Raw genomic sequence first — 22529 nt, 5'->3', positions numbered from 1 at the left:
GGTCACGGTTCGTCACTGACCCCTCGGGGGCGGTCGCGGGCGACGGCGCGCTTCCTACAGTGCCTGCAGTTCCACCCCGGGAGCACCGGCACGTGCTCCTCCGGACCAGTCGCGCGGGCCCCCCGGCCGCGCGGACGGCGACCGCCGCCCGCGCCCCGGGTCGAGGGGGCCGGCGGCCGCCCGGGGGAGGCGCGGGCCGGGCACCCGGCGCAGACCGACCCGGCCCGCACCACCAGACAACGGCCCGCCGATCGCCGCCAGCGACCGGCCGCGCCGGCCCGAAGGTGCGGCGTCCGCGGCCCGGCCGGCGCCGTCGCGACCGGAGGCGCGATACGGACGACACCCCGTGACGACGCCCCGTCGCGGCGGGCGGCCGGGCAACCGCTCCGGGATGGGATGCTGGGCTCGACCGCGGCAACGGCGCCGGCGGTCGGGGTCCCGTCCGACCGGCGCGGGGCGGTTGGCGCGGGAGCGCCGGGTGCACGGGAGGCGACGGTGGGCGCAGTCGCCCCGGACACGCTGGAGCGGCCGTCCGGCGCACCGCACCCGGCAGCCGGGACCCGCCGCCGGTCCCGCTGGCCGTGGCGCACGCTGCTCGCCGCCGCCGGCGGCCTCCTGCTCCTGCTCGCCTTCCCCGGGTACGGCCTCTGGGCCCTCGCCCCGCTCGGCCCGGCAGCCCTGGCACTGGCCGTCCGCGGGCAGCGGGCGCGCGGCGGCGCGTGGCTGGGGCTGGTGTTCGGCCTGGCCTTCTTCGTGCCGCTGCTGTCGTGGAGCGGCATCTACGTCGGCGCGTTCCCGTGGCTGGCGCTCGCGACGTGGGAGGCGGTGCACCTCGCGCTGCTGGGCGCCGCGGCCGCCGCCACCTCCCGACTGCCGCTGTGGCCGCTGTGGGGCGCGGCGCTGTGGGTCGCCGACGAGGCGCTGCGCGGCCGGTTCGTCCTCGGCGGGTTCCCGTGGGGCCGACTCGGGCTGAGCCAGACCGACGGGCCGTTCCTCTCCCTGGCCGCCTACGGCGGGGTCCCGCTGGTCGGCTTCGCCGTCGCCCTCACCGGCACGCTGCTGGCCGCGGCCGTGGTGGGCCTGCGCCGGCGTCGCCGGGCCGCCGCGCTCGCCGCGGCCGGCGCCGTCGCGGTACCCCTGCTCGGCGGGCTGGCGTGGCTGCCGCTGCCCGGGCCGTCGCTCACCGAGGGCGGGCCGACGGCCACCGTCGCCGTCATCCAGGGCGACGTGCCGCAGCCGGGCCTGGAGTTCAACGAGCGGCGGCGGGCGGTCCTGGACAACCACGTCGCCCGCACCCTCGAGCTGGCCGAGGCGGTCGCCGCGGGGGAGCAGCCGCGGCCCGACGCGGTCATCTGGCCGGAGAACAGCTCCGACATCGACCCCTACCGCAACGAGGACGCCGCCCGGCAGATCAGCCGGGCCGCCGAGGCCATCGGCGCGCCGATCCTCGTCGGCGCCGTCGTGGACGGGCCGGGCCGGTTCATCAGCAACACCGGGATCGTCTGGGACCCGCAGGACGGGCCGGGCGACACCTACGTCAAGCGCCACCCGGTGCCGCTGGCCGAGTACGTGCCGGCCCGCGACTTCTTCCGCTTCTTCAGCGACAAGGTCGACCTCGTGCGCCGCGACTTCGTGCACGGCACCGAGGTCGGCGTGCTGGAGATGGGGCCCGCCCGGGTCGGCGACGTCATCTGCTTCGAGGTCGTCTACGACGGGCTGGTGCGCGACGTCGTCGAGGCCGGCGCCGGGATGATCGTCGTCCAGACCAACAACGCCACCTTCGGCTACACCGACGAGAGCGAGCAGCAGCTGGCCGCCAGCCGGCTGCGCGCGGTCGAGTTCGGCCGCACCGTGGTGGTCGCGGCCACGAGCGGCATCTCCGCGGTGGTGGCGCCCGACGGGTCGCTGGCCGCGCGCTCGGAGCTGTTCGAGCCGGCCGTCTTCGTCGAGGACGTCGCGCAGCGCGACTCGACCACGGTCGCCGAGCGCCTCGGCGCGGCGCCGGAGTGGGTGCTCACCGCGCTCGGTGCAGGCGCCCTGCTGGCCGTCGTCGTCCCGGGGATCGCGCGGCGGCGGGCCGCCCGGAGGTCGGCGTGAGCCCGGTGCTGGTCGTCGTCCCCACCTACGACGAGGTGCAGAACCTCGAGCCGATCCTGGAGCGGCTGCACCGCAGCGCCCCCGACGCGCACGCCCTCGTGGTCGACGACGGCTCGCCCGACGGCACCGGGGAGCTGGCGGAGAAGCTGGCCGCCCTCGACCCCCGGGTGCACGTGCTGCGGCGGACGGCGAAGGCGGGGCTGGGCCCGGCCTACGTCGCCGGCTTCCGCTGGGGGCGGGCCCGCGGCTACGAGGTCCTGGTCGAGATGGACGCCGACGGCTCCCACCACCCCGAACAGCTGCCGCAGCTGCTCGCCGCCCTGGACGACGCCGACCTGGCGCTGGGCTCCCGCTACGTGGCCGGGGGCCGGGTGGAGGACTGGCCGGTGCACCGGCTGCTGCTGTCGCGGGCGGGCAACCTGTGGACCCGGTGGGCGCTGCGGCTGCCGCTGGCCGACGCCACCGGCGGCTACCGGGCCGTGCGCGGGGAGCTGGTGGACCGGCTGCCGTTCGACGAGGTGGCCAGCCAGGGCTACTGCTTCCAGGTCGACTGGGCCTGGCGGGCCGTGCGCGCCGGAGCCCGCGTGGTCGAGGTGCCGATCACCTTCACCGAACGCCGGTTCGGCAGGAGCAAGATGAGCGGCTCGATCGTTGGAGAGGCGTTGGTACGGGTCACCTGGTGGGGCCTGCAGGACCGGCTGGCCGATCGGCTGCCGGGCCGGGTCCGCCGCCCCGTGCCGGGACGGGTCCGCGGTGGCGGGCGGTCGCGCACGGTCCGGTAGGCGGGCCGGGACCGCCGGCCCGGGCGGAGCGAGGAGAGCCGTGGGTCGCCGCGTGCGGATCGGAGCCGGGCTGCTGGCCCTGGCCGAGGTGGTCGTGTTCGTGCTGGTCGCCGGGTGGATCGGCGTCGGCTGGACGCTGCTGGCCACCGTGGCCACCAGCGCCCTGGGCTGGGTGTTGCTGGCCCGTCAGGGCACCCGGGCGCTCACCGAGCTGCGGGACCGGGCCCGGCGACGCCGGCCCTCCGGCCGCGCGCTGGGGGACGCCGGGCTGATCGCCGTCGGCGGGCTGCTCATGGTGCTGCCCGGCTTCCTCGGCGACCTCGTCGGCCTGCTGTGCCTGCTGCCGCCCACCCGCTTCCTGGTCCGCGGGCTGCTCACCCGGCTGCTGGCCTCGCGGCTGCCCGTGGAGCTGCGCGGGCCGGTGCACGTACGCAGCCGCCGGGCCGAGGGCGTGCCGTACGCCGCAGGGGCCGGGTACGCCGACGGGCCGGGGTACGGCACCCCGCGCGGCGGGCGACCGCTGGTCATCGAGGGCGAGGTCGTCCGGGACGAGGCTCCCGGTCGCTGACCCCGGCACTCGTCGTCGATCACGGGGTCGGTGCCGGCGACATTCGCCGAGCGGCCCGGGGCCACGCCCGTGATCGACACCGGCCGCGGCGTCTCGGCCTGCACGGCCCCCAGGTCCGCCGCGTCCCGCCACGAACTCGTCCCGGACGCGGAGCGGCCCCGGTGGGACATCCCACCGGGGCCGCTCCGACGTGCTGTGGTGCCTCAGCTGGCGCGGGTCCGCCGGCCACGCAGCACCTCGAGGCGCTCGGCCAGGACCTCCTCGAGGTCCTCCACCGAACGGCGCTCGAGCAGCATGTCCCAGTGGGTCCGCGGGGGCTTGACCTTCTTGGGAGCCGGCTCGGCGCCACCGACCAGCTTGGCCGCGGAACCGTCGAACTTGCACTCCCAGGTGTCGGGGAGCTCGGCGTCGTCAGCGAAGGGCACGGTGAACAGGTGGCCCGAAGGGCACCGGTACTCCGCGTACTGACGCTCGATCGGCGCGGTGTTCCGCTCGGTCTCGTAGCTCACGCTGCCCAGTCGGCTGCCCCGCAGGGAACGCTCGCCCATGGCACACCGTCCTCTCGTGCTGGTGGTGTCGGTCGGATCTCGTCGTCGCAGGCGGGGATACCCACCGGATGACGGGGTCGAAAGAACCAACGACGGATTTCGCGGAGAGATTCCGCTGAGTCGGTTCACAATCATCGCATGGGGTGGTAAACGACCCGCGGGGCACCCCCCGAGGGGTGAGGTCAGGGCAGGGCGAGCTGTCCCGGGCCCACCGCGGCCGGCCCCAGCTGGCCCAGCACGTGGTGGCGCCGGCAGAGCACCTGGTAGTGCACCTCGGGCTCCGGGCCGGTCTCGTCCGGTGCCGGGGTGGGCGCGGTGTCGGCGACGACGACGGTCTCGCCCTCACGCACCATCGCGCCCTCCACCACCCGGGCGTTGAGCAGCCCGGGCAGGCCGCACCAGCAGAGCACCTCGACCTGGATGCGCTGGACGTCGTCGGCGACCTCCAGCAGCCGCTGGGTGCCCGGGAACAGCCGGGCCCGGAAATCGGTGGTCAGCCCGAAGGCGTAGACGTCGACGTGCGAGTCGTCGACCAGCTCGGCGAGCTGGTCGACCTGGTCGGCGGTGAGGAACTGCGCCTCGTCGACGATCAGGTAGTCCACCCGGTGCCCCTCGGCCCACTGCGCGCGGACCAGCAGCCGCAGGTCGGTGCCCGGGCCGACCTCGGTCGCCTCCCGGCACAGCCCCACCCGGGAGCTGATCAGCGGCCGCGCCGACCGGTCGCCCTGGGTGAGCAGCAGCCCGCGCCGTCCCTGCCGGCTGTGGTTGTGGTCCACCTGCAGCGCCAGCGTCGACTTGCCGCAGTCCATCGGCCCGTGGAAGAACCGCAGGTGCGCGGGGGCCGGGTGCCGGCGGCGGTCGCCGGCCACCGGGACGACCGACACCCGCCGCTCGGTGCCCGCCTCGACGTCGGGCAGGGGACTCACAGGCGCTCCGGTGGGGTGTTGCCGGCCGCGACGACGGCGCGGCGGATGGGGAGGGCGGCCAGCGCCACGAAGCCGGCCACGAAGAACACGACCAGGCTGACGATCGCGTACCGGTAGGAGCCGGTCAGCTGGTAGGTGAGGCCGAACGCCAGCGGGCCCAGCCAGCTGGTGCCGCGGTCGCTGATCTCGTAGAAGCCGTAGTACTCGGCCTCCTTGCCGGCCGGGATCAGCTGGCTGAACAGCGACCGCGACAGGGCCTGCGTGCCGCCCTGCACGAGGCCGATGACCGCGGCGAGGGCGTAGAACTGCGCGACCGCCCCCTCCTGGAGGAAGAAGGCGGCCAGCAGCACACCGATCCAGGCCACCAGGCTGCCCAGCACGACCCGCTTGGCGCCGTACCGGCCGGCCAGCCGGCCCAGCCCGAGCGCCCCGGCGATCGCCACCACCTGCACCATGAGGATGGCGCCGGTGAGGACCGACTGGTCCAGGCCCAGCTCCTCGGTGGCGTAGGTCGCCGACAGCGCGATCACCGTCTGGACGCCGTCGTTGAACAGCAGGTACGCGCCGAGGAACCACAGGGTCAGCGGGAACGCCCGCATCTCCCGCAGCGTGGTGGCCAGCTGCCGGAAGCCGCTGCCCGAGACCGCGGCGGAGGCGCGGACCGGCCGGTTGCGCAGCCGCGACACCGTGAAGACGGTGAACCCGCCCCACCACAGCCCCGCGGTGGCCAGGCAGATCCGCACCGCCTCACCGGTGGTCAGTCCCAGGGACGGCGCCCCGAGCACCAGCCCCAGGTGGACGGCGAGCAGCAGCGCGCCGCCGACGTAGCCGAACGCCCAGCCGCGGCTGGAGACGGCGTCGCGCTCGTCGGGGCCGGCCAGGTCGGGCAGCCACGAGTAGTAGACGACCGTGGCCGCGCCGAAGCTGATGTTGGCCAGCACGAACAGCGCCGCACCCAGCAGGTAGCGGCCGTCGGCGACGAAGAACAGGCCGGTGGTGGCGAGCGCGCCCAGCGCGGCGAACCCGGCGAGCATCTGCCGCTTGGCACCGGTCCGGTCGGCCACCGCGCCGGTCAGCGGCAGCACCAGCACCTGCAGCACGACCGACAGCGACAGCACGTAGGAGAACCAGCTGCCCGGCGGGATGGACAGGCCGAGCACCGACAGCCGCCCGTCCGGGCCGGCGGCGTCCTCCGCGACCGAGGTCAGGTAGGGGCCGAGGAAGACCGTGGTGACGCTGGTGTTGAACACCGACATCGCCCAGTCGTAGGAGTACCAGCCGAACCGCTCGCGGCGCAGGGCCCGGTCGGCGGCGGGGGCGGTCGGGTGGGCGGCCGTCGTCACGGGCGCAGGGTGTCAGCCGGACGGGGGCCGGTCCAGCACCGCGGGGCGGATCGCGTCACGAGCCGGTCACGGGATGTCGTCGGGGACGACGCCGCCGGGGAACGCCGCGGTCGCCGTCGTCGGCCGGGTCGGGTCCACGTAGGCGGGGCGGTCGGCGGGCTCCCCGGCCCGCAGCGGGACCAGACCGCGGGTGATCGCGGCGGCGATGCGGGTGCGGGCCCGGTTGGCGTCGCCCACCCGGCCGGGCTGCAGGTCCTCGAAGAAGACCGGCGGGCCGATGTGCACCTTGAGCGCGGGCTGCCGCCAGAACGCCCACAGCAGGGTGCGCAGCTTGCCCCAGTCGTTGGCGTACTGGAGCACCTCGTGGGCACCCCACTGGCTGACCGGGATCACCGGGACGTCGGCGGCCAGCGCCATGCGGGCCAGCCCGGTACGGCCACGCTCGGGCCAGCCGTCGGGGGACAGGCCCACCCGGCCCTCGGGATAGGCGACGACGTGGCCGCCGTGGGCCAGCGCCACCCGGGTCACGGTCAGGGCGTGCGCGGCGACGTCGGTGCCGCGGTCGACCCGGATCCCGCCGGAGCGCTCCAGCAGGGGGCCGGCGACCGGCGAGCGCATGATGCCGCCGGTGGCCAGGAACCGCGGCGTCACCCCGGCCTTGTGCAGCGCCACCGCGACGACGAACGTGTCGAAGTCGCCGATGTGGTTGGCCGCCAGCAGCAGCGGGCCCTTCAGCCAGTCCTCGCGGATCGAGCCGGTGACCTGCAGCCGGCCGAAGACGCTGGGCAGCCAGGAGAGCCAGCGCAGCGCGAACCGCCAGAACCACCACGGCGGGCTCGCCGCGATGGCCAGCTCCCGGGCGAACCACTCCGGGTCGTCGGGGCCGACCAGGTGCGCGACGTCCTCCGGCAGCCGCGGCGGCCTCGGCCGCCACGCCCGGATCCGCCGGCCCGGCCCGCTCACCGCGGCGTCCACTGGCCGCGCTTCTCGAGCAGTTCGCGCAGCATGGCCGGGCGGTCGGTCATGACGCCGTCGACGCCGAGGTCCAGCATCGTCGTCGTCTCCTCCACGGTGTTGACCGTCCACACGTGCACCTGCAGGCCGCGGGCGTGGGCGGCGGCCAGGAACCGCTCATCGACCAGGGCGCGGCCGCCGAGCTGCAGCGGCACCTGGGCGCAGCCGGCCTGGATGCGCACCAGGCCCGCGGCGCGGGGGGAGTAGGAGGACAGCCGCAGCGCGGCCACTCCGCGCGGGCCGAGCGAGGTGCACACCGACGGCCCGAACAGCCGGCGCGCCGCGGCGACGCGGGCGTCGGAGAACGAGCCGAGGCAGATGCGGTCCTCCACCTTCAGCCGCCGCACCGTGCGGACCAGGGGGGCCAGCACGCCGGCGGCCTTGATGTCGAGGTTGAACCGGATGTCCGGCCAGGCGCCGAGCAGTTCCTCCAGCCGCAGGATCGGCTCCCGGCCGCCGATGCGGGCGGCGGACACCTCCGACCAGGGCAGCTGGTCGACCCGTCCGGTGCGGTCGGTGACCCGGTCGAGGATGGCGTCGTGGAACACGATCGGCACGCCGTCGGCAGTCACCCGGACGTCGGTCTCCAGGTACCGGTAGCCCAGCGCCACGCAGGCCTCGAACGCCGGCATGGAGTTCTCCAGGTGCTCGATCGCACCGCCGCGGTGGGCCATGGCGATCGGGGTCGGCCCGTCGAGGAAGGCGTACCGGGCGGGGACCACGCCGACACGCTAACGCCGCGCGTCGCCGGGCTGGTCAGGGCCTCGGTGCACCGGCCACACCCGCCCCCTCCGCCCCGTGCGCACGGCGGTCGGGCGCGCGACGCCCGCCTCCGGCTCCGGCCGCCTCCGTCCGCCCCCCGCCTCCGCGTGTCGGGCGTGTCCCTCGGTGCTGTCGGTGGTGACGTCTACCGTGCGCAGCGTGGCCAAGCAGCACACCACCCAGGTGACCGACGAGGAGGCGACGACCGGTACCGGGCTCCCCAGCCCCCGGCAGGGGAGCGGAGCCGAGCGCCGCTGCGGCTGGTGCCGCCGGGTGCTCCCGCAGCAGGGCTCGGTGGGCCGCCCGCGGCAGTACTGCGGTCAGGCGTGCCGGCAGCGCGCCTACGAGCAGCGATCTGCGACGGCCAAGGCCGGCCTGTCCGGCGACGTCGTCCTCGTGACCCGGGCCGAGCTCGACGGCCTGCAGGACCGGCTGTACCAGCTGCGCTGCGCCCTCGAGGACGTGCAGACCCTGCTGACCGAGCGCCCCACCAAGGCCGAGCTGGAACGGTCGCTGTCCGACCTCGTGCGCTCCACCGGCCGGCTCGACCGGCTCTGGGTCACCGAGCGCGCCGGCTGACCAGCCGCCCGGCGATCAGTCCGGGTCCTGCTGGTCGTCGTTCTGGTCCTCGCCCGCGCCGTCCTGCTGGTCGGAGTTGTCCGGCACGTTGTCCTGCGACTCGTCGGACTCCTCGTTGGTCTCGGTGTTGACGCTCTCGTCGTCGCTGGTGCCGTCCCGTTGGTCCTGCCCGGCTGCCTGGCAGGCGGTCATCGTCGCGCCGCCTCCGAAGAGCGCCAGGGCGGTCATCAGTGCGGCGATCGGGCGTCGGAGTTGCATGTCCTCGACCCTATGCAGCGCCCGGGAACACCGCCCGTCGAGACCGGCGACCCGCCCCTGTTTACGTCACAGTGACGGAATGAGGGATGGGTCAGCGGGTCGGGGAAGGGGTGGACGAAAGGGGTCGGAGGGGCTGGTCGACCCGGGCGGCACGCGACGACCCGCGTGGCCGGGCCGTGCCGTTCATGATCATCCCGACTGTCGGCCGGACATGATCATGGGGGCGGTGACCGGCGGCCGGCGGAGTGCCGGCCGCCGACGCACACCGGCCGCACGCCGAGGACACCGCGGGTCGCCGGCCGCCGCGGAGACCCGGCGCGACGACGACGCGCCGGTACGACGACGAGACGGCACGGACGCACGACCCCGCGGCCGACCGATCCACAGGCCGGCCAGCAGGTGCTCCAGCCCCTTCTCGCCGCCTGGACCCGTGCCGCCGATAATGAACATTATGTCAACCAGTCCGGCGGGAGGGCGTCCCCCACCGGCCTACGCGAGCGTCCGCACGTCGTAGTCGGCGAAGCGGCGGTCCGCCGTCACCAGGACCAGTCGGCGCCGCCGGGCCTGGGCGATGAGCATCCGGTCGAACGGATCGTCGTGATGCCTGGGCAGGGCGCCGGCGGCCAGGCCGTCCTCGACGGTGACCGGCAACGGCTCGAAGCCGTGGTGGTCCAACTCCGCGACCAGGTCGTCCGGCGCCGCGAGCTTGCCGAGGGCCGCCTTGATCGACATCTCCCACGCCGAGACCGCGGACACCGCCACCGCCGCGCCCGGGTCGGCGATCGCCTCCCGCATCGTCGGGGTGAGCCGGTCGTCCTCGGCGAGCCACCACAGCAGGACGTGCGTGTCGAGCAGCAGCGTCACGAGCCGCTCTCGCCACGGAAGGCCGCCAGCACGCTCTCCGGCGTCTCGTCGAAGTCGTCGGCGATGACGACCCGGCCTCGCCAGCTGCCGGGGACGCGGGGCTCGCGGCGCACCGTCACGGGGACGAGCCGGGCGATCGGCCTGCCCGCCCGGGCGATGACGACGTCCTCCCCCCGCTCGACCGCCTCGAGCAGGCGGGACAGGTGCGTCTTCGCCTCGTGCACGTTCACCGTCTGGCCCATGCGCCAAGGGTATGACCAAGTCGGACTAAGTCAACCCCGGTCGCCTCCCACCGGGCACGCCGCCGTCCTTTCGTCACGGTGACGATGAATCGCGCGAGCCGTGCCGGTCGGACCGTCGACACCGCCGCGGACCCAGGGAGCACTCGTGCCGAGCACCATCCGCCCGATCATCGTGACCGCCGACCTCGACAGTCTGCTCGGCTTCTACACCGGTCTCCTCGGCGCGACCGAGCTCATGCGCTTCCCCGAGGACGGCCCCTTGTTCTACGTCGGCCTGGAGCTCGGCAACTCGGAGCTCGGCCTGTCCGCCGACGCCTCCGTGGTGCCCGGCGCCCCCGGCCGCATGCTGCTCAGCATCGAGGTCGACGACGTCGACGCGCTGCTCCCCCGTGCCCGGGAGCTGGGCGGCGAGGCGCCGGACCAGGGCAACGACATGCCGTGGGGACAGCGGGTGGCGCACATCAAGGACCCCGACGGCAACGTCGTCAACCTGACCCGCACGCTCTGACCTTCGCAGCACCAGCGTGGTCCGAGGCGCGAGCACGGTCAGCGGCTGCAGGGGATCTCGAGGACCGTGCCGGACGTCGGCGGCAGGGTCACCGACCGGACGGGCTTGCCGGCACGGTCCACCGTGCCGCGGGGCGTCGCGAGGGTGACCGACGCCTGGGTGGGGTTGACCGCTGCCCACCCCGTGGCGAACCGGCGGGTCCAGACCCCGGAGGACTCGCGCACGGCCTCGGCCGTCGCTGCGCCGATGGGGACGGCCATCTCCGGCACCCACTCCGGCTGGGTGTAGTCCCCGAGGCGGGTGGTCGACGGGGTCCAGTAGTCGCCAGCGTCGCCACGCACGAGGACGCTCGCGTAGCCGTACGAGAGTGGCCGGAGGTCCCCCGGGGCCGCGCGGGTCACCGTGAGGGCGAGGCCGGGGGCCGTCAGCTGCGCGGTCTGGGTCAGCCAGCCGGTCTGTCCCCAGTCCCACAGGAACCCGCTCCCCGGGTCGGCCCCCCAGTGCACGAAGTTCTCCTCCATGGCACCGCCGAAGGCCGCGCGCGACTCCCAGCGCCCGTCCTGCAGGCGGGCGTCCGAGGTGTTGGGCACGAGGAGCTTTCCCCGGTCCTGGAGCGCCGACCCCGCCCGGGTCACGAGGCCCTCGAGCCCCTCCTGGAGGCGGGCGTCGGTCTCGGTTGCCGACGCCGTGCCCGCGAGCAGCGCCGAGTCGTACCACCGCAGAGTGGCCAGGTCGTTGTCGGCGAGAACGCCGTCCCAGCCGGCCGAGAGGACCTCCTCGACCACGTTGTCCACCCAGCGCTGCTGGTAGGCCGGGTCCCACACGGCCATCTGCCAGTGCCCCGGGTAGGGGTCCCACTCGATCCGCTGCCCCGCGTCGTCGACGGCGAACCAGGAGGCGTCGGCCTCGCCGTAGCCCACACCCGTCGGCGGGAGCGGGCCCGTGTGGTAGCTGCGGGTGCTGGCGAGGTCCTTGTAGACGAGCACCACCACGGAGGGATCCCGCTGTTTGAGCCGCTCGAGGGCCCACGTCTCCCAGGGGTTGAGGACCACGACGCCGTACCGGGATGCCGCGTCGTCGATCTCCTGCTCCGTCGGCCGGTCACCGATGGCGTACCAGAAACCACGCCGCACGATGGGCTCCGCGACGGCGCCTCCGGCGGACGGGCGGCAGGTCGCGGACGCCGACGAGTCCGTCACGGGGCCGGAGCCGGAGGCGCTGGGGACGACGACGAGCGCAGCCGACAGGACCGCACCCGCCGCGCGCCACACTCGTCGGGACCTGAGCAGACGGTTCACATCCTCAGGTTTCGGCGCGTGGGGGCCTCTCCTCGATGACCCGTCCGGGTGACGCGCCGGCGGTCCCGGCTCCTCGGGCGGGCCACCCGCCGGTGGCCGTCGCCGCCCCCGCCTCACACCCCCTCCCCAAGGCATCGGCCCGTGCGTCCGCCTCGGAGTTCCGGACCTGGTCGGATCCGATCTCCACCGGAGCCGCTCCCCGTGGCAACGGCCGTCCACCTGTCAGCCGGGAGCAGCCTCCCAGCGACCGGTCGCCGCGCTGATGCGTTCCGGTCCTGCGCCGAAGCCCGCCTCAGGACCTTGGCCAGGCAGGGGACGGCTGCTCGATCACCCGGGAGAAGACGGCCGCCACTGCCGGGGAGATCAGTACCGATCGTCTCGTCGATGCCCTCCGAGCAGCTCCTGGTACACGGCCTGCATCCGGACACCACTGACGGACAGGCTGAAGTGCTCCACGACGTGCCGACGAGCAGCAGCCCCCTGCCGATCGGCCGCCGCCCGGTCCCGCAGCCGGACCTGCACCGCCTCGGCGAGCGCGGCGGGGTCCTCGGCCGGCACCACCGCCCCCGTCCCTGGCGACACGGCCTCCCGGGCTCCCGCGACGTCGGTCATCACGACGCTGCGCCCGCTGCTCCCCGCCTCGAGCGGGACGAGGGCCATCCCCTCCCAGCGGGAGGGGACCACGACGACGTCGGCGGCCGCGTACCAGTCCCGCGGGTCCCCGCTGTTGCCGGCGAGGACGACGTCCGGCTCCGCGACCGCCGCGAGCCGCTCGCGCCACGGCCCCTCCCCCACCAGCACCAACCGAGCCCCCGGCACCGCCGCCCGGATCGCCGGCCAGGCCTGGAGCAGCACGTCCTGACCCTTCTGCTCGCTGAGCCGGCCCACGCAGACGGCGACCGGCCCGTCCCCGAGGCAGAGCCGGGCGCGGGCGTCGGCGCGGTCCTGGGGCCGGAACCGGTCGGTGTCCACGCCGTTGGGCACGACGCGCACCCTGCCGTTCAGTGGTACGCCCAGGGCGACGGCGTCGCGACGCTCGGCCTCGCTGACGCAGACCACCCGCCGGGACCACCGCAGCGCCCAGATCTCCCAGGCCAGGGTGGCCCGCCGCAGGGCTCCCTGCACCGCCAGGAACGACCAGGCGTGCGGTTGGAAGACCGTGGCGACCCGCCCCCGCAGCGCCAGCCGGCCGGCGAGCCCCGCCTTCGCGCTGTGCAGGTGCACCAGCGACGGGCGCAGGTCGCTCAGGATCCGGCGGAGGGCGGCCGTCTCCCGGGCGACGGCCGGTCCCGGGTTCCGGCCGGCCGCCCAGGGGACGTGCCGCGCCCCGCCCGCGACGGCTTCCGACGCCAGCCACCCGTCGTCCGGGCAGACGACGGTGACCTCGAGCCCGGCTGCCACCTGGTGCCGGACCAGCCCCACGACGCATCGGGCCACGCCCTCGGTGGTGGGCTGGGCGACGTGCACCACGTGGTCGGTCACGACTTCTCCCCCAGGAGCTCCGTGTACAGGGCCAGGTGGCGGTCCCGCGCGGTCTCCACCGAGTACCGCTCCCGGGCGACGGTCGCCGCTCGCCCACCCCACTGGACGGCGTCCTGGCCGGTGGTCAGCTGCTCGAGCGCCCGTCCCAGTGCCGCGGCATCTCCGGCGGGTACGAGGATCCCGGCGCCGGCGACCATCTCCGCGACTCCGCCGACGTCGGTCGCGACGACCGGCTTACCGGCTCCCAGGGCCTCGATGAGCACCAGCGGCTGCTGCTCCATGGCCGACGGCAGCACGAAGGCGTCCGCTGCGGCCAGCAGGGCGGGAACGTCGGTGCGGAAGCCCAGGAACTCGACCCGCCCGTGCAGGCCCGACCGTTCGGCGAGCGCCTCCAGCGCGGCACGTTCGGGGCCGTCACCGGCGATCTGCAGCGTCACGTCCGGGGGAAGGGCCGCCCCGGCCATGGCCTCGAGCAGGACGTGGACACCCTTGCGGCGCACGAGCAGCCCGACGAACAGCAGCCGTCGCACCGGCCCGCGAGGCACGGTGGCCGGTGGCAGGGGAAGTCCGTTGTCGATGTGGACGACCCGGTCGGCCGGGACCCGGAGCCGCTCCCGCAGGAACCGGCCCATCGACGACGCCGGGACGACGGTGCGCGTCACCGCCCGTGCGACGAGGGCGTCGGCGGCCAGGACCGTGCGGGTGTACCGGGAGGGGCCGTCCACCCGCCCGCCGCGGAACCACGGTTCGGACACGTCGTCGGGGACCCCGTGGTAAGTGTGCACGACCGCCCTGGGCCGGCCTCTCCACAGTGGGCCCCAGGCCGCGCCGGCACAGACGAGGCCGGAGCGGCGGTCCTGGGCGTGCACCACGTCGGGCTGCCAGGCGAGGATCCGGCGGCGGGCCCGGCGGATCGCTCCGGCGGCGCCCTTGCCCCCCACCAGGACCTCGGTGTGGAGGCGCGCGACCCGCTCGGCGCCCCGGGCCGGGCGGGGGCCGAACAGCCGCACCTCCCACCCGGGCTCCTGGCTCAGCGCCAGGGCGAGTTCCACCGTGACGTCCACCGGCCCACCCCGGTCCTGGGTGAGGAGGTAGGCGACTCTCCGGGCCCGGACCGGTCCACTGCTCATGGTCGCGTCCCCTCGGTCGATCCGGTCACCGGCAACACCCTCACCGCGCCGCGGCCGCGCGCAGGTCGCGGACCAGCGGCCGGTCGAGGAGGACGAGGACACCGCCGTAGGCCGCCAGGACGACGACGCCGGTGACGGCACCCCCAGCCAGTGATCCGGCCGGCGGCAGGAGGTCCGCCCAGGCGGCCGCCGCGTGCAGGCCCGCGACGACGGCTGCGGCGACCAGGGGCGGGAGCACGGCACGTCCCAGGCCGGCCTCCAGGAGCCCGGCCCTGGCCAGCATCACCGCGACGACGACGGCGGCGACCGCCACCGCGCCGACCTGGGCCCAGGCGACTCCCAGGATGCCGAACCGGACCAGTGCGATCGCAGCGGCCAGGAGGACGACCACGTGGACGATCTGCGCCCGGAGGTACAGGCCGGGGCGGCCGGAGGCCCGCAGTGCCTCGTGTCCCATGAGCACCGCCCCCAGGAGGACGCCGTACAGGCAGAGCACCCGCAGCACCGGCGCGGACTCCGCCCACCGGGGGTTGATCACGACGATGCGGTCGGCGAGGAGCGCGACGGCGGTGTACGCCCCGCCGGTCGTCGCCAGCAGCACGTGCAGGAAGCGCAGCACGGCCGGGGACATCGCTCGCTCGCCCCCGGAGGCCATGAGCCGGGCGTACAGCGGGAAGGCAACGCCCCCCAGCACGACGGCACCCATGACGTAGGGCACGAAGGCGATGCGGAAGGCGAAGGAGTAGACGCCGGTCGCCGCCTCCCCGAGCGCACGGGAGATGACGACGTAGTCGAGGTTGAGCAGGACGAGGCCGAGCACCGCCCCCGGCCCGGTCACCGCCGCCCACCGGGCGGTGCTACGGGCGTGGGGGGCCGACCAGCGCAGGGGCACCCTGATCCCGACGGCCAGGCCCAGCAGCGGGGCCAGCACGGCGGTGGTCACGAGCCCGGCGACCAGCGACCACTCCCCCAGGCCCGCCGCGGCGGCGAGAACGGTCACCGCCGCGCCGACCAGCGCGCTCCCGGCGTCGGGGACGAGACGTCGCCGGAAGTCGAGGTTCCGGTGCAGGTAGGCCATCTGCACCCCGGCCAGGGCGGTGAACGGGAGGCTCAGCACCGCGACCCGCAGGAGGTCCGCCGCGCCCGGCGCGCCGACCAGGCCGGCGATCCGGGGCGCCAGGGCCGCGGTCACCAGGGCGATGACGGCGCCCGCGCCGACCGACAGCGAGGCCACCGTGCCTGCGAAGTTGCGGGGGGCCTCGGAGGTCCGGGAGACGACGTCGTACACACCCGCGGACTGCAGGACCAGCGCGAGGTTCACCACCGCGACGGTGACGGTGACGGTCCCCAGCTCACCGGCGGTGAGGAACACCCCCAGGGCGAGGGTCACCGCCACCTGCGATCCCTTGCTCAGCAGGTTGACCAGCCCGAGCCAGAGCGCTCCGCGCGAGGCTGCGCCCGCCAGGCCCCGGGTCACGGGCGGCCCCGCCGACCGTGGCGGTGCCGGGGAGCGTGGCGCTGCCATGGCGCGCCGGCCGGGGCGGTCACCGCACCACCACCGCACCGAGCTCGTGGCCGGAGTCCAGGGCCGCGAGCAGGGCCGACGTGAGCTCCTCCGGGGTCGTGCGCCGCAGCCGCACCGTGACCACCGCCGGCTCGGCCTGCACCGCATCACGGACGCGGGGGCCCGCGGCGGTGGTCACCCGGGCGGTGCCCCTCGCGGGCGCCCCGTCGTCAGGGGCCGCGGTGACCGGCCCGGGCGCGCGCTCGGCGGCGCGCCGGGCCAGCCGCTCGTCGATCGCGGTCACGACGCCGTCCTCGGTGCCCGGACCCGCCGGGAAGGAGCGGATCCGGGTGGCTGCCGGGGCGCACGCGGCCAGCCGCGAGACCAGGACGTCCACCCCCTGCTGGCCGCGCCCGACGGCGACCACCGGCACCTCCGGCGTGGCCACGGTGCGTACCACCTGCTCCACGTCGCCGACGGTGAGCAGCCGGGGACGCAGCACCTGGACGGCGGCGACCGCGAGGAGCCCTGCGACGACCGCCGCCAGCACGCCCAGGCCCCCCGCCAGCAGCAGGTCCGGCTCCACCTGCGTGGGTGCGACGTCGACGTCACCGAGCACGGTGAACGTCGCCACCGGCGCGAGCAACGCGCTGTCCTGGATCTGCCCGACCACCGCCCGCAGGATCGCCGTCGTGGTCTCGGGGCTGTCCCCGGTGACGGTCACGCGGGCGACACCCGAGGCGGGGACCAGCTCGACCGCGATCGACTCGGCGAGCGTGGTGGCGTCCACGTCCGGCAGTCGGGTGGCCAGGCGGTCGAGCACCGGCGTCGACACCGCGACCTCGGGGAGCGCCGGCATGACCGAGCTCACGACCGCGCCGTACTCGGGGGCTGCCGCCGTGGTGCCGGCGACGGGGGTGGCCACGATACCGACACGGGCCTGGTAGACAGGGGCGCGGGTCAGCAGCACGGACAGCACGAGCGCCATCGCGACAGCGGCGGCGAGCAGAGCGGGGACCAGCGCTCGGCGCAGCGCCGCCAGGGCCTGGGATCGCGTCACCGCGTCACCCCGGGTGCCGCGGGCGCCACCGCGGTGACCAGGTCGCGGAACAGTGCGTCGTACCGCCGCGCCATGCGGAGGGGGTCGTGCTCGGCGGCGATCCGCTGCTTCGCCGCCTCGGCCGCGGCCGACCGGGCAGGCGCGTCGGTGAGCAGGTGGTCCAGGGCTGCGGCGAGCGCGTTCGGCGAGCCCGGCGGAACCAGCAGCCCCCCGCCGTCGCGCAGGGTCTCCGTGAGGCCGTCGACCTCCGTGGCGACGATCGGCCGCCCGGCCGCCATCGCCTCCAGCACGAAGACGGGCAGGCCCTCCCAGTCCGAGGCGAGCGTGGCGACGTCCGCGGCCGCGAGCAGCCTGGGGACGTCGGTGCGGTTGCCGAGCAGCCGCACCCGGTCGCCCAACCCCAGCTCGGCGTGCAGGGCTTCCAGCGCGGGCCGGTTGGGCCCGTCGCCGGCGACGAGGAGGACGCAGTGCTCAGGCACGCGCACCCACGCCCGCAGGAGGACGTCGTGGCGTTTCTGGTCCACGAGCCTCGCCGCGCACAGGGCGACCGGGGCGTCCGGCCCGAGGCCCAGCTCCCGACGGGCCTCCGCCCGGTCCGGGAGGGCGGGCGCGGTCACCGCGTTGGGGATGACGACCGGTGAGCGCCGCAGCCCGGCGGCCCGCAGCCGGCCGGCGATCGCCTCGCTGACCGTCACCACGGCACGGGGCGCGGCGCTCAGCAGCCGCGCGGCGGTGGGGTAGTCCTCGGCGGACACACCGTGGAACACGGTCACGACCGGCACGCGCGACCGCCGGGTCAGCTGCGCCAGCGTCACCGCCGCCGTCACCCCGACGTTGTGCGCGACCACCATGTCGGGCGCGGCGTCCACGAGCGCGCGGCGCGTCGCCACCACGGCGCGGGCCAGCCCGGCGGGCCGGCGACGCGACAGCGGCACGCGGTGGACGTCGGCCAGCCCGTCGCGCACGAGCTCGTCCTCCCGGGACCCCCCGGCGCTCGCCACGGACGAACGCCACCCGACCTCGGGTCCCCGTCGGACGAGCTCGACGACCAGGGACTCCGCCCCGCCCGTGCCCATCTCACCAATGGCGTGCAGGACGTGCATTCACGCGCTCCTCTCCCGGCTGCGGCTGCGCAGGTCGACCGCTGCCGCGATCGCCAGCCCGGCCCACAGCGGCATGTAGTACTGCTCGGACAGGAACACCGAGCTCACGCACACGGCGAGCAGGCTGCCCTGGACGGCGAGTGCGGCGAGGACACGAGTGTCGCCGACCGCGGCCCCCTCGGCCCGGCGCCGCCGGATCGCCTGCTCGCTCGCGACGACCGCGGCCACGATGCCACCGACGAAGAGCAGCAGGGCCGGTGCCCCCAGCTCGGCGCCGACCTCCAGGTACATCTCGTGGGCGACCGGGGTCAGCTCGGCGAGCTCGGCGAAGCCCGAGTACTCGACGTAGCCGCCGCGGAAGCCCCCCGGGCCCACACCGAGCAGCGGGTTGTCCGCCAGCATGCGCGCCGCCGCCTGCCACCGCAGCAAGCGGGTGTCGACGTTGCTCGCGGCGATGTACTGCTTCTGGTCCAGTGCCTGGCGGACGACGTCGTGCGCCAGCAGCAGGATGGGCACCGCGAGGGCGGCCAGCAGCGCCCCGGCGGCAGCGAGGAAGCGCGCCGGGACCAGCCCCCGCACCAGGGCCCAGACGAGGACGGCCGTGATGGCGAGGATCCCGCCGCGGGACAGCGTGGCCGCCGCTCCCACCAGCAGCAGCGCCAGGACGGCTCCCCATGCGGCCGCCGCCGCGGGCCTGCCGGCCCTGCGGACCGCCAGCAGCACGATGGGGACCGCGGCCGTGATCACGTAGGCCAGGTCGTTGGGGTCCTCCAGGGGACCTGTGGCGCGCGGTGAGCCGAGGAAGGCGAAGCTGACCACGGCACCGAGAGCGCTGGCCGCCGCGCCGGCGACCAGCGCGTACAGGGCGACCCACGGACCGACGTCGCGGGTCAGCACGTCGACGAGGGCGACGACGAGGAGCAGGAAGGGCAGCCAGCGTACGGCGTACATCAGGGCGTAGCCGTTGTCGAGGTTGACCGCGGTCGAGGCGAGGACCAGCGGGACGAGCCCGACGGCGCACCAGGTCACGGGGTGCGAGACACCGATCGGCCGGTCGCGGACCAGCCGGTTGCCCAGCCAGGTGACCAGGAACAACGTCGGCGCGAGCTTGCCGAGGTTCGCGTCGACCTCCTGCACGTAGCCCTCGAGCGGGGCCAGGGCCAGTGTGGCCACCAGGGCGACCCGCAGCAGCCTGGCGCCTGCTGCCCGAACACGGCGCTGCTCGGCCGGCTCCGGCACGGCCGGAGCGGCGGGCACGTGCGCGGTCAACCTCCCTGCCGCCGCAGGACCTGGCCCACCGTCTTCGCCACGATCTTCATGTCGAGCCAGGGGGACCAGTTCTCGATGTAGTAGTTGTCGAAGCGGGCGCGCTCCTCGATGGACGTGTCACCACGGAGCCCGTGCGCCTGCGCCCAGCCGGTGAGGCCGGCGGGCACCCGGTGGCGGGCGGTGTAGCGGGGGATGTGCGTGGCGAACTGCTCGGCGAAGTGCGGCCGCTCGGGACGGGGCCCCACCAGGCTCATGTCCCCTCGCAGGATGTTCCACAGCTGCGGCAGTTCGTCCAGCGACGTGGCGCGGATGAACCGGCCGACCGGGCCCAGCCGGTCGTCGTGCTTGATGTTCCAGTTGGTCTGCGACTCGCTCTCGTCGACGGGCTTCAGCGACCGGAACTTGAGCACGTCGAACGGCCGTCCGTCGACGCCGACCCGCTGCTGCCGGAAGATGATCCCGGGTCCGCCCTCGTACCGGACCGCCAGCGCGCAGAGGGCCATCGCCGGCGACAGGACGATGAGGGCGGTCCCCGCGACGACGATGTCGGCCAGACGCTTGATCTTCCACCACGGGCTGCGGAAGACCGCTCTGCGGACCCGGATCAGCGGGATGCCCCAGACCTCGTCGACGTAGCGGTTGACGTTGTGCAGCTCGAACAACCGGGGCACCAGGAAGACCTCGACGTCCAGCCGGTCACAGGTCCGCAGGATGTCGACGAGCTCGTCCTCCGCGGCCGACCCGAAGCCGACGATGACGTCGCGGATGGCGTGGTCGCGGATGACGCGCCCGAGCTGCTCGTAACCGCCCAGCACAGGTGCGGGGAGCATGGCCGGTTCGTGTGGTGGCGGCGCCGAGTCGACGAAGCCGACCGGGTCGAGGCCGTACTCCCGGCGGTCCTGCAGGGTGCTGGCGAGCCGGAGGCCCACCTGCCCCAGCCCGACGATGAGCGTCCGGTGACGGACCCTCTGCCGGCGTCGGGCCCGTCGCACGACGGTGTAGGCGAGGCGCCGCACCACCAGCACGGCGGCCAGCAGGACGAGCGCGTGGACCACCTGCCGGAGCGGCGGGTCGACGCTCGGGAAGACCGGGATGAGCGCCAGCTTGATCGCGAAGCCCACGACGGACGCCGCGAGGAGGTACGGGAGGTCGTCCAGCAGGGAGAGGTTGAGGCGCGACCGGTAGAGGCCGGCCACGTAGAACACCACCAGGTTCACGCCCAGCACCGCGATGTGGAGGGGGGACGTCGGCCGGGTGATGAGGGTGGCGATGACGAAGGCGAGCACGTCGCCGAGGACCAGGTAGGGCCGGACACCGCCGCGCAACCACCACGGCTCCGGGTTGTGCCACTCCGCCTCCAGGGGCAGCGCGACGGGTTTGACACTCGGCGCTCCCCCCGGCGCCGCCACCCGGTCCTCCGTGCCGGGGACCCGGAGGACCACACCCGCGTCAGGGTCGGCGGCCTCGTTCACGTGCTCGGTCACGGCACCTCCAGCGTGTCGGCCCCGACACGCTAACCGAGGGTCTTCGGGGCCGCTGCAGCGAGTGGTGGCGCCTGGCCGGCTCGGCGCCCTCCCGTCCGGTGGGGAAGGTCACGGTGGCCCGCCCGTCCGCAGCCCCCGCCGCGTGCCCGACGGCCTCAGTGGCTGGAGACGGCGACCCGGACGCCGAGGGCGATGAACACGGTGCCGCTGACCGCCTCCAGCCGTCGCCGGATCCGCGGCCGGCGGAACCAGGCGCCGGCCCGCGCCACGCCCGCCGCCAGCCCGAGGTAGAGGCCGGTCTCCAGGGCGATCTGCAGGAGGCCGAGCGTCGCGGTCGTGGCGAACACCGGGCCCTCGGCGGGAACGAACTGCGGATAGAAGGCGATCATGAAGACGGCGGCCTTGGGGTTGACCAGCTGGACGACCAGCCCCTCGCCGAACGCCGTCCACCAGCGCCGCCGGCCCAGCGGCGCGGCGGGCGGCGCGGGGACGTCGGGCGCCCGGCGCTCCCCCACCGCCGTCCGCCAGGCCTTGACGCCGAGCACGAGCAGCACGGCGGCGCCGACGACGCGCAGCACCAGGAAGCCGACCTCGGACGCTGCGACGAGGGCGGCGAAGCCGGCGCCGGCGAACAGGGCCCACGCGTAGAGACCCAGCTCCAGTCCGAGCACGGTCGGCACCGCGCCGCCGAGGCCGCGGAGGGCCGCCCGGCGCAGGATCAGCGCCATCGCCGGCCCGGGCGAGGCCGAGATGATCAGGACGGCCAGCACGAACGCCGGCAGCGACCCGAGCAGGTCCACGCCGCGATGGTGGCAGCCTGGCGGGGCACGAGGCGACCGGTTTGCGCGGCCGCCGCTCGTCCCCTCCCCTGTTCCTCGATGTGGGTTCTTCTTCGAGCGGCTCTGCCGCGTTTGTGTTGGGGATAACGGTCGAATGACCGGCTCGTCGCGCGACCGGCTCCCAGCCTCGTGCGGTTGACTCCCGGCCGTGGACGTCGTCGAGGGGTTCTGGGCGCGCGTCACCACCCCCGTGCCCGACCTGCCGACGCCGGTCCTGCTGGCCGCCCTGGTCGCGGCCGCGGTCGTCGTCGGCACGCCGGCGCTGTGGCGGCCGGCCCGGAACGTGGTGACCATCGCCCACGAGGGCGCCCACGGGGTGGCCGCCCTGGTGACCGGGCGGCGGCTGGCCGGCATCCGGCTGCACTCGGACACCTCGGGGCTGACGGTGTCAGCGGGCCGGCCGTCCGGCCCGGGCATGGTGCTGACCTGCGCCGCGGGTTACCTCGGCCCCGGCCTGTTCGGGCTCGGCGCCGCCGCGCTGCTGGCCGCCGGGCACGCCGTCGGGCTGCTGTGGGCGCTGCTGGCCCTGCTCGCGCTGCTGCTGGTGCAGATCCGCAACTGGTTCGGCTTGTGGTCGGTGCTGGCCACCGCCGCGGTGGTGTTCGCCGTGACCGAGTGGTTGCCGCCTGACGGGCAGGCCGCCTTCGCCGCCGCCGGCACCTGGTTCCTGCTGCTGGCCGCGCCGAAGACGGTGCTGGAGCTGCAGCGGGCCCGGCGGCGCCGCGCCGCGCCGGACTCCGACGCCGACCAGCTGGCTCGGCTCACCCGCCTGCCGGCGGTGCTGTGGGTCGGCCTGTTCCTGCTGGCCGACGTCGGGGCGCTGCTGCTGGGCACCTGGTGGCTGCTCGGGGCGCGCTGGACCGGCTGAG

Annotated in this window: 23 protein-coding genes; 6 read left to right on the top strand and 17 right to left on the bottom strand. The window is 75.3% G+C overall.

What is annotated here, in order from left to right:
- The first annotated feature begins 495 nt into the window (after positions 1-495).
- Genes lnt through ACI78Q_RS14190 form a run of 3 tightly spaced genes read left to right on the top strand, consistent with a single transcriptional unit; the run spans position 496 to position 3447 of the window.
- On the top strand, positions 496-2097 hold the full coding sequence (gene lnt, locus ACI78Q_RS14200; RefSeq protein WP_456924040.1) for an apolipoprotein N-acyltransferase: 1602 nt from the start codon (positions 496-498) through the stop codon (positions 2095-2097).
- Entirely contained in the window at positions 2094-2879 is a 786-nt protein-coding gene (locus tag ACI78Q_RS14195) for a polyprenol monophosphomannose synthase (protein ID WP_456924039.1), read from the top strand. The genes lnt and ACI78Q_RS14195 overlap by 4 nt, the downstream gene beginning before the upstream one ends.
- 40 nt (positions 2880-2919) lie before the next feature.
- The gene (locus tag ACI78Q_RS14190) at positions 2920-3447 is read left to right on the top strand and encodes an FxsA family protein (protein WP_456924038.1); all 528 of its coding nucleotides are present in this window, start codon (positions 2920-2922) and stop codon (positions 3445-3447) included.
- 203 nt (positions 3448-3650) lie between these two features.
- On the opposite strand, the gene ACI78Q_RS14185 is transcribed toward ACI78Q_RS14190, so the two are convergent.
- The 5 genes from ACI78Q_RS14185 to ACI78Q_RS14165 form a co-directional block, all read right to left on the bottom strand.
- Positions 3651-3995: an RNA polymerase-binding protein RbpA gene (locus tag ACI78Q_RS14185; RefSeq protein ID WP_091322337.1), complete on the bottom strand. Its 345-nt coding sequence runs from the start codon at positions 3993-3995 to the stop codon at positions 3651-3653.
- Positions 3996-4177: 182 nt separating this feature from the next.
- The gene (locus ACI78Q_RS14180; RefSeq protein WP_456924037.1) at positions 4178-4921 is read right to left on the bottom strand and encodes a thymidine kinase; all 744 of its coding nucleotides are present in this window, start codon (positions 4919-4921) and stop codon (positions 4178-4180) included.
- Positions 4918-6264 carry an MFS transporter gene (locus tag ACI78Q_RS14175; RefSeq protein ID WP_456924036.1) on the bottom strand — a complete coding sequence of 449 codons (1347 nt, stop codon included), beginning with the start codon at positions 6262-6264 and terminating at the stop codon, positions 4918-4920. Before ACI78Q_RS14175 ends, ACI78Q_RS14180 begins: the two co-directional genes overlap by 4 nt.
- A gap of 66 nt (positions 6265-6330) precedes the next feature.
- Complete coding sequence (locus ACI78Q_RS14170; RefSeq protein ID WP_456924035.1) at positions 6331-7227, bottom strand: lysophospholipid acyltransferase family protein; 897 nt, start codon at positions 7225-7227, stop codon at positions 6331-6333.
- Positions 7224-8000: a glycerophosphodiester phosphodiesterase family protein gene (locus tag ACI78Q_RS14165; RefSeq protein ID WP_456924034.1), complete on the bottom strand. Its 777-nt coding sequence runs from the start codon at positions 7998-8000 to the stop codon at positions 7224-7226. Before ACI78Q_RS14165 ends, ACI78Q_RS14170 begins: the two co-directional genes overlap by 4 nt.
- A 199-nt stretch (positions 8001-8199) precedes the next feature.
- On the opposite strand from ACI78Q_RS14165, the gene ACI78Q_RS14160 reads away from it, so the two are divergent.
- Positions 8200-8619: a hypothetical protein gene (locus ACI78Q_RS14160; protein WP_456924033.1), complete on the top strand. Its 420-nt coding sequence runs from the start codon at positions 8200-8202 to the stop codon at positions 8617-8619.
- A gap of 15 nt (positions 8620-8634) precedes the next feature.
- Here ACI78Q_RS14160 and ACI78Q_RS14155 read toward each other — a convergent pair whose 3' ends face one another.
- The 3 genes from ACI78Q_RS14155 to ACI78Q_RS14145 all read right to left on the bottom strand — a co-directional run bounded on the left by ACI78Q_RS14155 (position 8635) and on the right by ACI78Q_RS14145 (position 9983).
- A complete protein-coding gene (locus ACI78Q_RS14155) occupies positions 8635-8877 on the bottom strand; it encodes a hypothetical protein (RefSeq protein ID WP_456924032.1) in 243 nt (80 codons plus the stop codon).
- Positions 8878-9366: 489 nt separating this feature from the next.
- Positions 9367-9741, bottom strand: coding sequence for a type II toxin-antitoxin system VapC family toxin (locus ACI78Q_RS14150; protein ID WP_456924031.1), 375 nt, complete (start codon positions 9739-9741; stop codon positions 9367-9369).
- Positions 9738-9983: a type II toxin-antitoxin system Phd/YefM family antitoxin gene (locus ACI78Q_RS14145; RefSeq protein ID WP_456924030.1), complete on the bottom strand. Its 246-nt coding sequence runs from the start codon at positions 9981-9983 to the stop codon at positions 9738-9740. The genes ACI78Q_RS14150 and ACI78Q_RS14145 overlap by 4 nt, the downstream gene beginning before the upstream one ends.
- A gap of 145 nt (positions 9984-10128) precedes the next feature.
- Here ACI78Q_RS14145 and ACI78Q_RS14140 point away from each other — a divergent pair, with 145 nt between their 5' ends.
- Entirely contained in the window at positions 10129-10491 is a 363-nt protein-coding gene (locus ACI78Q_RS14140; RefSeq protein ID WP_456924029.1) for a VOC family protein, read from the top strand.
- A gap of 38 nt (positions 10492-10529) precedes the next feature.
- Here the strand turns inward: ACI78Q_RS14140 and ACI78Q_RS14135 are convergent, their stop codons facing one another.
- From ACI78Q_RS14135 to ACI78Q_RS14095, 9 genes are all read right to left on the bottom strand, one after another.
- On the bottom strand, positions 10530-11624 hold the full coding sequence (locus ACI78Q_RS14135) for a putative glycoside hydrolase (RefSeq protein WP_456924028.1): 1095 nt from the start codon (positions 11622-11624) through the stop codon (positions 10530-10532).
- A gap of 528 nt (positions 11625-12152) precedes the next feature.
- Positions 12153-13271: a glycosyltransferase gene (locus tag ACI78Q_RS14130; protein WP_456924027.1), complete on the bottom strand. Its 1119-nt coding sequence runs from the start codon at positions 13269-13271 to the stop codon at positions 12153-12155.
- Complete coding sequence (locus tag ACI78Q_RS14125) at positions 13268-14401, bottom strand: glycosyltransferase family 4 protein (protein WP_456924026.1); 1134 nt, start codon at positions 14399-14401, stop codon at positions 13268-13270. The genes ACI78Q_RS14130 and ACI78Q_RS14125 overlap by 4 nt, the downstream gene beginning before the upstream one ends.
- Positions 14402-14441: 40 nt before the next feature.
- A complete protein-coding gene (locus ACI78Q_RS14120; protein WP_456924025.1) occupies positions 14442-15878 on the bottom strand; it encodes an oligosaccharide flippase family protein in 1437 nt (478 codons plus the stop codon).
- Between the two features lie 67 nt (positions 15879-15945).
- A complete protein-coding gene (locus tag ACI78Q_RS14115; RefSeq protein WP_456924024.1) occupies positions 15946-16965 on the bottom strand; it encodes a hypothetical protein in 1020 nt (339 codons plus the stop codon).
- Positions 16962-18068 (bottom strand): glycosyltransferase, encoded by a 1107-nt coding sequence (locus ACI78Q_RS14110; RefSeq protein ID WP_456924023.1) that lies wholly within the window; start codon positions 18066-18068, stop codon positions 16962-16964. The genes ACI78Q_RS14115 and ACI78Q_RS14110 overlap by 4 nt, the downstream gene beginning before the upstream one ends.
- Complete coding sequence (locus ACI78Q_RS14105) at positions 18069-19325, bottom strand: O-antigen ligase family protein (RefSeq protein ID WP_456924022.1); 1257 nt, start codon at positions 19323-19325, stop codon at positions 18069-18071. It abuts the gene before it with no gap.
- A gap of 8 nt (positions 19326-19333) precedes the next feature.
- On the bottom strand, positions 19334-20821 hold the full coding sequence (locus ACI78Q_RS14100; protein ID WP_456924021.1) for a sugar transferase: 1488 nt from the start codon (positions 20819-20821) through the stop codon (positions 19334-19336).
- Between the two features lie 155 nt (positions 20822-20976).
- Entirely contained in the window at positions 20977-21621 is a 645-nt protein-coding gene (locus tag ACI78Q_RS14095) for a LysE family translocator (protein WP_456924020.1), read from the bottom strand.
- A 187-nt stretch (positions 21622-21808) separates the two neighbouring features.
- Between ACI78Q_RS14095 and ACI78Q_RS14090 the strand changes: the two genes are divergently transcribed.
- Positions 21809-22528 (top strand): M50 family metallopeptidase, encoded by a 720-nt coding sequence (locus tag ACI78Q_RS14090; protein WP_456924019.1) that lies wholly within the window; start codon positions 21809-21811, stop codon positions 22526-22528.
- Position 22529: the final 1 nt, after the last annotated feature.

It is taken from the genome of Geodermatophilus sp. SYSU D00705 (assembly GCF_054050135.1).
Note: the sequence above shows the minus strand (reverse complement) of the source record. Positions and strands in the feature narration are given on the sequence as shown.